Annotated in this window: 13 protein-coding genes and 1 tRNA gene; all 14 read right to left on the reverse strand. The window is 58.2% G+C overall.

Translation table 11 applies throughout. The features are described 5' to 3' along the window. Positions 1–12 precede the first annotated feature (12 nt). Positions 13–2,100: an elongation factor G gene (gene fusA, locus IH971_05220; GenBank protein ID MCH7497235.1), complete on the reverse strand. Its 2,088-nt coding sequence runs from the start codon at positions 2,098–2,100 to the stop codon at positions 13–15. A gap of 25 nt (positions 2,101–2,125) precedes the next feature. Further along, the gene (rpsG, locus tag IH971_05225) at positions 2,126–2,593 is read right to left on the reverse strand and encodes a 30S ribosomal protein S7 (protein MCH7497236.1); all 468 of its coding nucleotides are present in this window, start codon (positions 2,591–2,593) and stop codon (positions 2,126–2,128) included. Positions 2,594–2,595: 2 nt separating this feature from the next. Continuing rightward, the gene (locus IH971_05230) at positions 2,596–2,970 is read right to left on the reverse strand and encodes a 30S ribosomal protein S12 (protein ID MCH7497237.1); all 375 of its coding nucleotides are present in this window, start codon (positions 2,968–2,970) and stop codon (positions 2,596–2,598) included. A 119-nt stretch (positions 2,971–3,089) separates the two neighbouring features. Beyond that, entirely contained in the window at positions 3,090–7,301 is a 4,212-nt protein-coding gene (rpoC, locus tag IH971_05235; protein ID MCH7497238.1) for a DNA-directed RNA polymerase subunit beta', read from the reverse strand. Between the two features lie 80 nt (positions 7,302–7,381). Continuing rightward, complete coding sequence (rpoB, locus tag IH971_05240; protein MCH7497239.1) at positions 7,382–11,155, reverse strand: DNA-directed RNA polymerase subunit beta; 3,774 nt, start codon at positions 11,153–11,155, stop codon at positions 7,382–7,384. Between the two features lie 78 nt (positions 11,156–11,233). After that, entirely contained in the window at positions 11,234–11,608 is a 375-nt protein-coding gene (gene rplL / locus IH971_05245) for a 50S ribosomal protein L7/L12 (protein MCH7497240.1), read from the reverse strand. Between the two features lie 27 nt (positions 11,609–11,635). Further along, positions 11,636–12,157: a 50S ribosomal protein L10 gene (locus IH971_05250; protein ID MCH7497241.1), complete on the reverse strand. Its 522-nt coding sequence runs from the start codon at positions 12,155–12,157 to the stop codon at positions 11,636–11,638. A 12-nt stretch (positions 12,158–12,169) separates the two neighbouring features. Further along, positions 12,170–12,862, reverse strand: a complete 693-nt coding sequence (locus tag IH971_05255; GenBank protein MCH7497242.1) for a 50S ribosomal protein L1 — start codon at positions 12,860–12,862, stop codon at positions 12,170–12,172. Then, on the reverse strand, positions 12,859–13,290 hold the full coding sequence (gene rplK / locus IH971_05260; protein ID MCH7497243.1) for a 50S ribosomal protein L11: 432 nt from the start codon (positions 13,288–13,290) through the stop codon (positions 12,859–12,861). The genes IH971_05255 and rplK overlap by 4 nt, the downstream gene beginning before the upstream one ends. 14 nt (positions 13,291–13,304) lie before the next feature. Then, complete coding sequence (nusG, locus tag IH971_05265) at positions 13,305–13,832, reverse strand: transcription termination/antitermination factor NusG (protein ID MCH7497244.1); 528 nt, start codon at positions 13,830–13,832, stop codon at positions 13,305–13,307. A gap of 35 nt (positions 13,833–13,867) precedes the next feature. Continuing rightward, positions 13,868–14,050: a preprotein translocase subunit SecE gene (secE, locus tag IH971_05270; GenBank protein ID MCH7497245.1), complete on the reverse strand. Its 183-nt coding sequence runs from the start codon at positions 14,048–14,050 to the stop codon at positions 13,868–13,870. Positions 14,051–14,110: 60 nt separating this feature from the next. Continuing rightward, positions 14,111–14,183: transfer RNA gene (locus tag IH971_05275), tRNA-Trp, on the reverse strand. A gap of 11 nt (positions 14,184–14,194) precedes the next feature. After that, on the reverse strand, positions 14,195–14,356 hold the full coding sequence (gene rpmG / locus IH971_05280; GenBank protein MCH7497246.1) for a 50S ribosomal protein L33: 162 nt from the start codon (positions 14,354–14,356) through the stop codon (positions 14,195–14,197). Between the two features lie 11 nt (positions 14,357–14,367). After that, the coding region (locus IH971_05285) for a hypothetical protein (protein ID MCH7497247.1) at positions 14,368–14,483 on the reverse strand (116 nt) is incomplete at its 5' end.

Below are 14,483 nucleotides of genomic sequence, written 5' to 3' on the forward strand. Positions count from 1 at the left end.
TCTTCCTAAAGGTTAGGTTGCCACCTTGCCATGAACACGCTCAATGATGCGGTCTCGCACACTGGCGGGAACGGGCAGGTAACGTGAAAACTGCATGGTGAATGCTGCCCGCCCCTGGGTCAACGAGCGCAGGTCGGTGGCGTAGCCGAACATTTCCGACAACGGCACTTCTGCCTGCACCACCTGGGCCTGCTTGCGCTTTTCCATCCCCCTGATGCGACCCCGGCGGCTGGTTACGTCCCCCATCACATCGCCCAAATAATCGTCCATGACCACCACGTCGAGAGCCATGCAGGGTTCCAGCAGCACCGGGTCAGCCTTCCGTATCGCTTCCTGGACGGCCATGGAGCCGGCGATCTTGAAGGCCATTTCCGATGAATCCACATCGTGATAGGAGCCGTCGTACAGTTCCACAACGATATCTTCCATCGGGTAGCCAGCCAGAACACCGTTCTTGAGGGCTTCCTGAATACCCTTGTTCACCGCCGGAATAAATTCCTGGGGAATCGCCCCGCCCTTGATCTTGTCAATGAACTGATAGCCCTTGCCGGCCTCTGCGGGCCTAATCCTGATCCGGCAGTGACCATACTGCCCGTGCCCACCACTCTGGCGCACAAACTTGCCCTCGGCCTCCGACTCGGAGGTGATGCTTTCCTTGTAAGCGACCTGCGGTGCGCCGATATTGGCATGCACGTTAAACTCCCGCTTAAGGCGATCGATAATGATTTCTAGATGCAGCTCACCCATACCGGCAATGATGGTCTGACTGGTTTCTTCATCGATGTGGATCTGGAAGGTGGGATCCTCCTCGGCCAACTTGGCGAGCCCTGCGGCCATGGCTTCGCTATCGGCCTTGGAGGCCGGTTCCACCGCCACCCGCATGACGGGATCGGGGAAATCCATCTTTTCGAGCACAATGGCGTGTTTAATATCGGTAAGGGTATCGCCGGTGCGGGTTTTCTTGAGGCCCACCATGGCCGCAATCTCGCCGGTGGTCACCATGTGGCGTTCTTCGCGTTTGGCAGCGTGGAGCAGCATCAGTCTCCCAACCCGCTCGCGTTGGCCCGTGTTGGCATTCAGGATCTTGTCGCCGGTCTTGACCTGGCCCGAATAAACCCGGAAGAAGGTGAGTCGTCCCACGTACGGATCGGTCATGATCTTGAACGCCAAAGCGCAGAATGGGGCATCGTCGTTGGGTTGCCGCTCAGTGGGCTCGTTGGTTTCAAGATCATACCCCATGACCGCACCCACGTCAATGGGGGATGGCAGGTAGTCCACCACGGCGTCCAGGAGTCTCTGGATGCCCTTATTTTTGAAGGCGGCGCCGCAGAGCGTGGGCACCATGCTGCCGTCAATACAGGCTTTGCGGATAGCCAGTTTGATCTCGTCACCCGTGAGGGGTTCGCCGGAGAGATACTTCTCCATCAAATGCTCATCGTAACTGGCGATCTCCTCCAACAGGTGCAAGCGCCATTTGTCGGCGTCGGGCAGCATGTCGGTGGGGATATCGTGGTACTCGAAGTGACGGCCGTACTCGTCAATATAGAGGATAGCCTGCATGTTAATCAAATCTATGAGACCGTTAAACAAATCGCCGCTACCGATGGGCAGCACGATGGGAACCGGATTGGCCCCCAGCCGCTTCTTGATCATGTCCAAAACGTTGTAGAAATCGGAGCCGGTGCGGTCCATCTTGTTTACGAAGGCGATGCGGGGGACATTGTACTTGTCGGCCTGCCGCCAGACCGTTTCCGACTGGGGTTCCACGCCCCCTACCGAGTCAAACAGGGCCACGGCGCCGTCCAGCACCCGCAGGGAGCGCTCCACTTCCACGGTGAAATCCACATGTCCGGGGGTGTCGATGATATTGATGCGATGGCCGTTCCAGAAGCAGGTAGTGGCGGCAGAGGTGATGGTGATGCCGCGTTCCTTTTCCTGCTCCATCCAGTCCATCGTCGCGGCGCCATCGTGGACCTCTCCCATACGGTGCACCTTGCCGGTATAATAGAGGATGCGCTCGGTGGTGGTGGTCTTCCCGGCATCAATGTGGGCCATGATGCCGATGTTGCGGACATGCTTAAGTGCGACCTTTTCCATAATATCTTCGAATAGTTTTGCTGGCGGCTTATCTGAAGTGGGCGAAGGCCTTGTTGGCTTCAGCCATGCGGTGGGAATCTTCCCGTTTTTTCACCGCCCCGCCTTCTTTGTTGGCAGCTGCGATGAGTTCGGCAGCCAGGCGGTCTGCCATGGTTTTGGCCTTGCGCTGACGGGCATAGGAAATCAGCCAACGCATACCCAGCGCCTGCCTCCTGCGGGGCCGGACCTCCATGGGCACCTGATAGGTAGAGCCGCCCACGCGCTTGGATTTGACTTCGAGCAGGGGCCCCACGTTTTCCAGTGCCTTCTTGAAAATTTCTACGCCGTCGGTCTTGGCCTGTTTCTTAATCTTGTCTATCGCCCCATAGAAGATGGATTCGGCCACCGATTTCTTGCCCCGTTTCATCAGGTTATTGATAAACCTGGCGATGATCACATCATTATAGACAGGGTCGGGGGTCGGTTCTCTATGTTCGGGTCGGCGGCGGCGAGCCATGTCTAGCGCCTGGGCTTTTTGGTACCGTACCTTGAGCGGCTGGTCGTACGGTCCTCTACGCCCGCGGTGTCCAGAACACCACGAATGATGTGGTAGCGGACACCGGGCAGATCCTTTACCCGGCCGCCTTCAATGAGGACGATGGAGTGCTCCTGGAGATTGTGGCCCTCGCCAGGAATGTAAGCAGAGACCTCCTGGGAATTGGTCAAACGCACCCGGGCCACCTTCCGCAGTGCGGAGTTGGGCTTTTTGGGCGTCGTGGTATAGACCCGTGTGCAGACCCCCCGTTTTTGGGGGTTGCCCTGCAAAGCCGGTGTGGCTTTGCGCTTGCGCTCGCGTACACGTCCCTTACGAACGAGTTGATTTGTCGTCGGCACTCAAGCTCCAAAAGTTAAATAAGAATGCAGCTGCGCAATTTAGGGCGCTGAGAGCGAGTATGTCAACGACCTTGAGGCGGATATTCCGGCATATTTCCCGAGGCTAAAGCGCTGCTGCGCTAGGCATCAACGGCTGTCGATTCTGCGGTGGCAGCCTCTTCTTCCAGAACGGGTTCCGGCTCGGGGTCGGGGTTGGTGACGATCAGATTGCGGTAATGGACCAGGCCGGTACCCGCTGGAATCAGTCGGCCCATGACGATATTCTCCTTGAGCCCCCGCAGGTAATCGGTCTTGCCCGCCACGGCCGCATCGGTGAGCACGCGGGTGGTTTCCTGGAACGAGGCGGCCGATATGAAGCTCTCCGTATTCAGCGACGCGCGGGTGATGCCCAGCAGCAACGGTTGAAACGTTGCCGGCTTGGCGGCGCGGCTCTTGGTGGGCGCCTTGTCATCGGCCTTAAGCACCTTGTTCAGTGCAACTACTTCGGCCTTCGGATAGCAACGGCCCGCTTCCAGCTCGGAGTCACCGACGTCGCTGATGACCACCTGCGTTTTCAGATCGCGATTAATCTTTTTGATGGCGAAGCGGTTGAGCCGGTCACCCCTAAGGACGCCCGTATCGCCAGGATCATTGATGCGCACTTTCTGCATCATCTGGCGAGCGATCACCTCAATGTGCTTGTCGTTGATCCTGACACCCTGCAGGCGGTAGACCTCCTGGATCTTATTGACCAGGTACTCCTGCACCTTGGCAGGCCCCCTGATTTGCAGGATATCCTGCGGGGCTACCGATCCGTCACATAACCTATCACCTGCCGTGACGAAGTCGCCCTCGTGGACAATGACGTGCTTGCCATAGGGGATGTTGTATTTCATCTTGGTTTTGTCGGGGCTCTCCACCAAGATTTCACGGATGCCGCGACGGGTCTTGCCGAAGCTCACCTGACCGTCGATTTCGGTGACCACGGCAGGATTGGATGGCTGGCGAGCCTCGAACAGCTCCGCCACACGGGGCAGCCCGCCGGTGATGTCCCTGGTCTTGCCAATCTCCCGGGAAATCTTCACCAGAATCTGGCCCGCATCAACATTTTCGCCGTCCTTCACCACAAGTGAGGACTTGACCGGAAGCACCGATCCACCGCCGGTGATGATCTCACCCTTCTTGTCGGTAATCTCGATGTGCGGGCTGAGATTGCGGTTCTTGGATTCCACGATAACCATCATCTTCTTGCCGCCCTCAACCGCCTCCTCGACATACGTATCGCCGTCAAACATGTCCACGAAGCGGACTTTGCCGCTGCGGCGGGCGAGAATAACGTCCGTGTACGGGTCCCAGGCGAAAAGAGTGTCCCCCACCGTGACCGCCTGGTTATCGTTGACGGTTACCTTCGCACCGTAGGGAACGTTAAATGTTGACAGGATACGATTGTTGTCATCAACGATCTCGAGCTTGCCATTGCGGACCAGTGCCACCCGGGACACCTTGTTATCCTCTTCAACTTCGGCATAGTCGAAGTTTTCGGAATAGCGCACCTTACCCGCCTTCTTCGTGTACATCTCCGTCTGCTCGATGATGCGAGCGGCGGTTCCACCGATGTGGAAAGTGCGCAGGGTCAACTGCGTTCCAGGTTCACCAATGGACTGGGCGGCGATAATACCGACGGCGTCGCCAATGGTGACGACCCGGCCGGTGGCCAGGTTAGTACCGTAGCACATCTGGCACAGTCCATATTCGGTCTCACAAGTGAGCACTGAGCGAATCCGGACCTCTTCCACACCGGCGTCGGAGATGAGTTTGCCCAGGTCGCGGTCCACCAGGGTGCTGGCCTTGGCCAGCACTTCGCCAGTGTCGGGATGGACGACATCCTCCAAAATGACCCGTCCGGCGATGCGGTCCTCCAGGGGCTCCACGATCTCCTCGCCATCCTTCAGGTCAGTGCTGGTAAGCCCTTGAATGGTGCCACAATCGGGCACGGTGACGACCACATCCTGGGCCACATCCACCAACCGGCGGGTAAGATATCCGGCGTCGGCGGTTTTCAGGGCCGTGTCCGCCAATCCTTTGCGGGCACCGTGGGTGGAAATGAAATATTCCAGCACCGACAGCCCCTCCTTGAAATTGGACTTGATGGGGTTCTCAATGATCTCATCCTTGGTGCCTGCCAGGCTCTTCTGAGGCTTGGCCATGAGTCCGCGCATGCCAGCCAGCTGCTTGATCTGGTCCTGACTGCCCCGGGCCCCCGAATCGGCCATCATGTAGACTGGATTAAAGCCCTGCTGGTCTTCTTCCAGGCGCTTCATCATGCTGCCGGCCACCGCGTTGGAGGCATGGGTCCAGATGTCGATGATCTTATTGTAACGCTCACCCTCCGTGAGAATCTGGCGGTCGTACTTGCCCTGGACCTCGGCGACCTGCTTGTCGGCCTCCTCCAAGATATCGTGCTTTTCGCTGGGGATCAGTACATCGGAGATGGCGATGGAGGCGCCGCTGCGGGTAGCAAACTCAAAGCCCAGGTCCTTAAGGTTGTCCAGGAAAATCACGGTCTTAAAATTGCCCAGCGCCTGGAATGTCCTGCCGACCAGCTCTTCAAGACTCTTCTTGGTGATCATCTGGTCGAAATAGCCCATCTCTTCGGGGATCACGGCGTTGAAGATGATGCGCCCCACCGTGGTGTCCCGGTGCCATTCGCCGTTGAGACGGAAATTCACGATGGCGTGGAGCCCAACCTGGCCGTTTTCCCATGCCAGACGGGCTTCATCAAAGGAGAAGAAGTCCATGCCTTCGCCTTGCGCGCCCTGCCGGCTGCGGGTGAGATAATAGTAGCCCAATACCATGTCCTGGGAAGGGATGGCAATGGGCTGGCCGTGGGCGGGATGGAGAATGTTATGACTGGAAAGCATCAGCACCCACGCCTCCGTCTGCGCCTCTGCCGAGAGGGGTACATGCACCGCCATCTGGTCGCCGTCAAAGTCAGCGTTAAATGCTGTGCAGACCAGCGGATGGAGTTTGATGGCGCGACCTTCAACCAGCACGGGCTGGAAGGCCTGGATGCCCAGGCGATGGAGGGTGGGGGCGCGGTTGAGCAGCACCGGGTGATCCCGGACCACGTACTCGAGCACCTTGACAACCTCGGGGAATTTCTGTTCCACCATGATTTTCGCGCTACGGGGCGTCTTGGCGTAGCCCCTGACGATGAGCTCCCTGATAATAGACGGCCGGAACAGCTCCATGGCCATCTCCTTGGGCAGGCCGCACTGATGCAGCTGCAGCTCGGGCCCCACCACGATGACCGAACGTCCGGAATAGTCCACCCGCTTGCCCAACAGATTCTGTCGGAAGCGCCCCTGCTTGCCGCGTAGCATGTCGCTCATAGACTTGAGTGGACGCCGGGTGCCACTGCGCACGGCCGTGCCGCGGCGGGCGTTATCGAAGAGACTGTCCACCGCTTCCTGGAGCATGCGCTTCTCATTGCGAAGAATGACATCGGGCGCCTTGATTTCAAGCAGCTGCTTCAGGCGGTTGTTCCGGATGATGATTCGGCGGTAGAGGTCGTTCAGGTCTGAGGCGGCGAAGCGGCCCCCCTCCAGCGGCACCAGAGGCCGCAGATCGGGGGGAATGACGGGCAGGACGGTGAGGATCATCCAGTCGGGCTTGTTGACCACTTTGCGCTCCCCGTGGCGCGTATCAAACATCTTGAGCACCCGCAGGCGCTTGAGGGCATCCTCGGCTTTCTGGACTGAGCGCGACTCGTTGGCCACCTTGGTGAGCCGGTCAACGGCCTCTGGAATGTCAAGATTGCGCAGCATATCACGTAAGGCTTCACCCCCCATGGTGCCACGGAAATAGTTACCAGCCTCACGTTCCTCCTCAGAAACGGTGTCGGGACCGAATTCCATCTCCAGTTCAAAGGACTCCTGTTCATCCACCAGGTTGCCCTTTTCCTTGCCGGACAGGCCAGGATGCATGACCGCATACTTCTCGTAGTAGATAATCTGCTCCAGCTCCTTGGTGGAGTAGCCCAGCAGGTAGCTGAGCTTGCTGGGAATTGATTTTAGATACCAGATGTGGGCCACCGGAACGGCCAGGGTGATATGGCCCATGCGCTCCCGGCGAACCTTTTTGCGGGTGACTTCGACGCCACAGCGATCACAGATGATGCCCCGATAGCGAATACGCTTGTACTTACCGCAATGGCATTCCCAATCCTTGACGGGGCCGAAAATGCGCTCGCAGAACAGCCCGTCCTTCTCCGGTTTGTAGGAGCGGTAGTTGATGGTTTCCGGCTTGAGGACCTCACCGTAGGACTGGTTGAGGATCATTTCCGGGCTCATCAAACTGAGCGTAATGGACTTGATGTCCTGCTTGGACACGAACTGTGGTGGCTTAATGTAAACCAAAGGGAATCTCCTCCTTACTCCAACGTGACGTTCAGGCCCAGGCCCTGAAGCTCTTTCAGCAACACATTAAACGATTCCGGGATCCCTGGAGTAGGCGTGTTATCCCCCTTCACCAGAGCGTTGTACAGCCGCGAGCGGCCCTCCACGTCATCAGACTTCACGGTCAAAAGCTCCTGGAGCGTGTAGGCAGCGCCGTAGGCCTCCAGCGCCCAGACCTCCATTTCGCCGAAGCGCTGGCCGCCGAACTGGGCCTTGCCGCCCAGGGGCTGCTGGGTGATGAGCGAGTAGGGGCCGGTTGAGCGGGCGTGCATCTTGTCATCAACCTGATGACTCAACTTCATCATGTAGAGCACACCGACGGTGACTCGGTTTTCCGTGAGCTCACCCGTGCGGCCGTCCCTCAAATAGACTTTGCCGTCAGTGGGCAGGCCGGCGGAGGCCATCTCCGCCTGGACATCCTCCAAGCGGGCGCCATCAAAGACGGGCGAAGCGTACCGGCGGCCATGCTTGCTGCCGGCCCACCCCAGCATGGTCTCATAAAGCTGTCCCAAATTCATACGGGAGGGCACACCCAGGGGATTCAGGACAATGTCTACCGGGGTGCCATCTTCCGTGAAGGGCATGTCTTCCTCGGGAACAATCACCGAAACAATACCCTTGTTGCCATGGCGCCCAGCCATCTTGTCACCTACCGAAATCTTGCGCTTGTTGGCCAGATAAACCTTGGCAAGCTTGATGACGCCGGGCTGCAGCTCATCGCCGACGCGGACTTTGAATACGTCGCGCTCCAGTTCGTCTTCAATGCCCTTCAGGACCACACTGTGCCCCTCCAGGATCTGGACGATCTTATGCCACGGTTTGGTGGATTCTACCCAGGGAGACTTGAGACTGAGGCGGTCGAAGTCAAGATTGGCGAGTTTGGACTCCGTGAGCTTGGTCTTGGCCTTGATCAGCGTACGATTGTTGCTCAGATCACGGATGCCGCCCGAGAGCTGACCCAGCATCTGCTTTTTGATAAGGGCGTTGCGTTTCTCCAGCAGCTCAATCCGTGCCTGCTTGGCCTGCGACTGGAGCTGCTCGATCTGTTCCTTGTCCTCCACCCTGCTCCTGGCGCTCTTGCGCTCGAAAAGCTGGGTCTTAACGACCGTGCCGCGAATACCGGAATCGCACCGCTTGGAGGTGTCTTTTACATCGCCGGCCTTTTCGCCAAAGATGGCCCGCAGGAGTTTTTCCTCCGGCGTGGGGTCGGTCTCCCCCTTGGGGGTAACCTTGCCCACCAGAATGTCGCCGGGCTTGACTTCCGCTCCCACCCGCACAACACCGTCTTCGTCCAAATTTCTGGTGGCCTCTTCGCTGACGTTGGGAATTTCGTTGGTGAGCTCTTCCACGCCGCGCTTGGTGTCCCGCATCTCCAATTCGGCGACCTTGATGTGGATAGAGGTGAGGTAATCCTCCTTCAGCATGCGCTCACTAATGACGATGGCATCTTCAAAATTGTACCCCCGCCAAGGCATAAAGGCGACCACCAAGTTCCGGCCCAAGGCAAGCTCCCCTTGGCTGGTGGCACAGCCATCCGCCAGCAGGGTGCCCTTCTTTATTTTTTGGCCCGGCTTCACCAGGGGCTTTTGATTCACGCAGGTGTCCTGATTTGTGCGCAGGAATTTGTAAAGGGCATAGGTGACGAGATTTTCCTCGTCCCTGAGCAGTATATCATCGCTTTTGGCGCGGGTGCGCACGACGATCTGGTCGGCTTCCACCGACTCAACCACGCCGTCCACATCCGAATAGATCGCTGCCCGGGCATCCTGGGCAACCTGCAGTTCGACGCCGGTCCCGACGATGGCCCGCTCCGGTTTGAGCAGCGGCACACTCTGACGCTGCATGTTGGACCCCATGAGAGCACGGTTGGCGTCGTCGTGTTCCAAGAAAGGAATCAGCGACGCCGCCACCGACACGATCTGGCTGGGCGCCACATCCATATAATCGACCAATTCGGGCTTCACCAGTGGAAAACTGTCGCCCTTGCGCGTGACCACCAAATCGTTGACAAATTTGCCATCTTTGATGGGCTCATTCGCCTGGGCGATATGCACGCGGTCTTCATCATCGGCAGACAGATACTCCACATCATCGGTGATCTTATAGCTGCCATTGGAGCGGACCACGCGGCGGTAGGGCGTTTCGATGAAACCCAGTTTGTTGACTTCGGCATGGGTGGCCAGCGAGCTGATCAGACCTATGTTGGGACCTTCCGGGGTCTCGATGGGGCAGAGCCGGCCGTAGTGGGTATAGTGCACGTCCCGTACCTCGAAGCCGGCCCGCTCGCGGGTGAGGCCGCCGGGCCCCAGGGAGGAGATACGGCGCTTGTGGGTGATCTCCGAGAGCGGATTGGTCTGATCCATAAACTGAGAGAGCTGGCTGGTGCCATAGAATGCGTTCAGCACGGATGTGACGATGCGCGAATTGATCAGGTCCTGGGGTGTGAGGCTTTCGGCCTCCCGGGTGCTCATGCGCTCTCGAATCGTGCGCTGCATGCGGCTCAGGGCGATGGTAAACTGGTTGGAAAGCTGCTCGCCAACCGTGCGCACCCGGCGATTGCCCAAATGATCGATATCATCGGAGCCACGCTCGCCCTTGCGCATGCTGATGAGATAACGCAGGGCCTCGATGAAATCCTCGCGCAACAGCACGGGCGAATCGATAGGCGCGTGCAGGTTAAACTTCTTGTTGATGCGGTAGCGTCCCACCTGGCCCAGGTCATATTTCTTGGGAGAGAAGAACATGCGCTCCACAAATTTCTGGGCGACATCGATGCTGGGGGCCTCCCCCGCTCTGAGGTCGCGATAGAAGCGGGCCAAAGCCTCTTCCTGATTGCTGGTGGGGTCTTTCGCGATCGTGTTGAGGATCATCTCAACTTCGAGGTCTTTCTTGTTGCCCAGCAGCGCAATCACGGGCACCCCGGCCGCCTTCAGGAGAGCGTGGTCTTCCTTGACCAGCTCCCGGCCCGTTTCGGCCACCACTTCGCCGGTCTCGGTATTGACCACGTCGGCGCCCAGAATGCGACCTGCCAACTTCGCGGGGGTGATTTTGGCAAGTTTCACATCCTCGATCAACCCGAAGGCCCGGAAAATATCCTCGTCAGTGGCGTAGCCAATGGCGCGGAGCAGGAGCGTGGCAGGAAACTTGCGCCGCCGGTCGATGATGGCGTACATGCAGTCGTAAATGTCGGTGGTAAAGTCCACCCACGACCCCCGGAAGGGGATGATCCGTGCCTGGTAAATGCTGGTGCCGTTGGGATGTTTGCTCTCTTCGAAAAAGACGCCCGGGGAGCGCTGCAGCTGGCTCACAATGATCCGCTCGGCTCCATTGATAACAAAAGTGCCGCGGTCGGTCATTCTGGGGATGTTACCGAAGAAGACATCCTGCTCAATGCTCTGAGCGTAAACCGATTTGTCTTCCTCGTCAGTGATGTGCAGTATGAGTCGGACCCTTAGCGGGACGGTATAGCTCACACCCCGGTCAAGACACTCCCGGACCGTGTATTTGGGCGGCCCCAAGTAGTAGCTGACATACTCCAGCACATAGTTGCCGTGGCTATCCTCGACGGGAAACATACCGCGGAAGACCTCTTGCAGTCCCTTGCCGTCCCGCTTTTCCGGGGGGACTTTGAGTTGCAGGAATTCCTCAAAGGAAGAGGTCTGGATGGCCAGCAAGTCGGGAACGGACGCAGCTGAGTGAATGCGGGAAAAGGAGTGTCGATCTGTGAGCGACTTAGAATTTACGGGCAAGAGGGGGCCTCCTTCCAAAGACCGGGTCTAGTGGAGCTGTGAGCGGATTTGGGACGATAGAGAGGTCGCGTCAAGCGGCTACTTTAGCTCGACCTTTGCGCCTGCCTCTTCGAGTTTGGCCTTGAAGCCCTCGGCCTCTTCCCTGGGCACCCCCTCCCTCACGGTACTGGGGGCTTGGTCAACCACGTCTTTGGCCTCTTTCAAACCCAGATCGGTAATCTCGCGCACCGCCTTAATGACGTTGATCTTCTTTTCACCGATCTCGGTGAGTACGACATCAAACTCACTCTGTTCTTCCACAGCGACGGCACCTGCGGCCACGGGACCGCCAGAAGCCACGGCCACCGGTGCGGCAGCCGTTACACCGAATTTCTCTTCAATATCCTTGATCAGGGCGGAAACTTCCAGCATATTGGCCGATTCCAGGTACCCCAATACATCATCACGCTTGATGGTCGCCATTCGACTCTACCTCCTCATTCACGAAGTTTTTTGCTCTTTGAGACTCGTCAGGGTCATGACCAGTTTGGACATGGCCCCGCTTAAGGTTGCAGCCAGTTGCGCCACAGGGTATTGCAGGGCCGAGAGCAGCTGGGCAATCAGGATTTCTTTGGGCGGCAGTGCCGCCAGTTCGCCGATCGCGCTGGCCGGCATCTGCTGGCCATCCATGATGATCCCGGTTACCACCGGACGGGAATCGTTCTCCTGGCCGAAATCGCGGAAAATCCGGGCCAGTGACACAGGATCATCGTATGAAAATGCAAGCACCGTCTGTCCCTGGAGAAATGCGTCAATATCGCCCAGACCCGCTCCCTGAGCCGCAAGGCGGGACAGCGTTTTCTTCACCACCGTGTACTCCACATTCACTTCCCGGAGCCGTGCCCGCAGCTCGGTGGCCTGGGGGGCAGACAGGCCCGTGTAGTCAGCGAAGTAGACCGCCGCCGCGGTCCGCATGCGCCGGGCGATGTCCTCGACAATGGCTTCCTTGCGTGGCGTTGGCATCGTCGCTGCTACCTAACTGGCAAAGGCCGACCGGTCGATCTTGATCCCCGGTCCCATGGTGGTTGAGATCGTCAGTTTCTTGAGATAGGTGCCCTTGGCCGCCGGCGGCTTCGCCCGGATAATTGCTTCCATGAGCGCCTCCAGGTTTTCGCGCAGCTGCTCCGTGGAAAAGGAGATTTTGCCCACTCCCGAATGAATGATGCCAAGTTTGTCGACCCGATACTCAATCTTACCCGCTTTCAGTTCCTTGATCGTGCCGGCGACTTCGTTGGTGACGGTACCGGCCTTGGGGTTGGGCATAAGTTTGCGCGGGCCCAGAATAGCACCGAGCTTGCCTACCTCGCGCATCATCTCGGGGGTTGCCACAACGGCGTCAAACTCCAACCACCCGCCCTTGATTTTCTCGACGATGTCCTCGGCACCCACATGATCGGCACCGGCCTCCTGGGCTTGGGACGCGTGTTCCCCTTTGGCGAAGACCAACACCCGTACTTGCTTGCCGGTGCCGTGGGGCAGGTTCACCGTGCCGCGCACCATCTGGTCAGCGTGGCGCGGGTCCACCCCCAGATTCACGGCCACATCCACGGTCTGATCAAACTTGGTCTGAACGCCATCCTTGAGGAGTTGAAGGGCCTCGCCCACCGAATAGTTCCGCGAACGATCAAGATCGGCCAGAGCGCTACGGTAAGCCTTGCTGCGCTTCACGCCTGACCTTTCACGACGATGCCCATGCTGCGGGCGGTTCCGGCAATCATCTCCATAGCCGCCGCTTCACTGCCGGCATTCAAATCGGGCATCTTGATCCTGGCGATTTCCTGTACTTGCGCGCTGGTCACCTCACCCACCTTTTCCCGATTGGGCTCGGCCGATCCTTTCTCCACATTGGCTGCCTTGCGCAGCAGAACAGAGGTCGGCGGAGTCTTGGTGATGAAAGTAAATGAACGGTCCGCGTAAACGGTGATCTCCACTGGGATAATCATGCCGGCCTGAGCCTGAGTCTGCGCATTATAAGCCTTACAAAAATCCATGATAGCGACACCGTGCTGGCCCAACGCAGGACCGACGGGGGGGGCCGGTGAGGCCTGTCCGGCGGGCAACTGGAGCTTGATAAGTCCTATGACTTTTTTAGCCATGACCAGGGGTTCCGCTATTTCTCCGGCTCAACCTGCAGAAAATCCAACTCCACGGGTGTAGGGCGCCCGAATATGGAAACTGTCACCTTCACCTTCTGTTTGTCGTCATTGACCTCTTCTACAAATCCGGTGAAGTCTATGAAGGGCCCGTCGGTCACCTTGATGGGATCGCCCACCGTGAACTTGTGGGCCATGACCTCGCGGCCTTCCTTACCCTGGACCTCGCCCAGAATACGGCTGATTTCGTCATCGCGCAGTTGGACGGGCTCGCCTTTAGGGCCCACGAAACTGATCACCCCGGGAGCGTTTTCGATGAGATAGCGGACTTCCTTGGTCAAGTGCAGACTCACCAGGACGTAGCCCGGGAAAAATACCTTGTTGCGGACCCGTTTCTTGCCATCGCGCATTTCAACCACATTTTCGGAGGGTACCAGAATTTCGCCGAGCTGATCGGTGATGTTGGCTTCTTCGGCCTCATACATGATCGTCTCACGGACCTTTTTCTCCTTGCCGGAAATGACCCTCAGCGAGTACCACTCCATTTCTGCCGGAACTTTACTGTACGCTGCCATGCTACTTACAATACAAACTTCACGATTTGGGACAGGCCCAAATCAACGAAAAACAGAAAGATGACCAGCAGGAGAGACAATACCAGCACGACCCCCGTGGAGCCCCGCAACTCATTCATCGTCGGCCAGGAGACTTTCTTCATTTCAAACTCGACCCCTTGCAAGAACGCCCGGAAACGTTTAATCATGCCCAGACTCCGAGAGTTCCCGTGACGCGCGCGCTTTCCATGCCCCGCCGGCCACCTGTGCAGGTGAGGCAGGGATCGAACCCGCGACCGCCGGTTTTGGAGACCGGTGCTCTACCAGCTGAGCTACTCACCTATGGTAACGGTCTATTTGGTTTCCCGATGGGGCGTATGCTCCCGGCACCAGCGGCAGTACTTGCGCAGTTCCATCCTCTCAGGGTGGGTCCTGCGGTTCTTCGTGGTGGTGTATCGGGAGCGTTTGCACTCGACGCATTCCAACGTAACCAAATCTCGTTTGCTGTTGCCCATCCCCCAGCGGCCTAGCTGATCACCTTCGTCACGACGCCGGCGCCCACGGTGTGGCCCCCTTCGCGGATGGCGAAGCGCAGTTCCTTGTCCATGGCGATGGGGGTGTGCAGCTCCACATCCATGTTGA

The organism is Candidatus Neomarinimicrobiota bacterium, from assembly GCA_022560655.1.
In the GTDB taxonomy this organism is placed as follows: Bacteria; Fidelibacterota; Marinisomatia; order SCGC-AAA003-L08; family TS1B11; genus JADFSS01.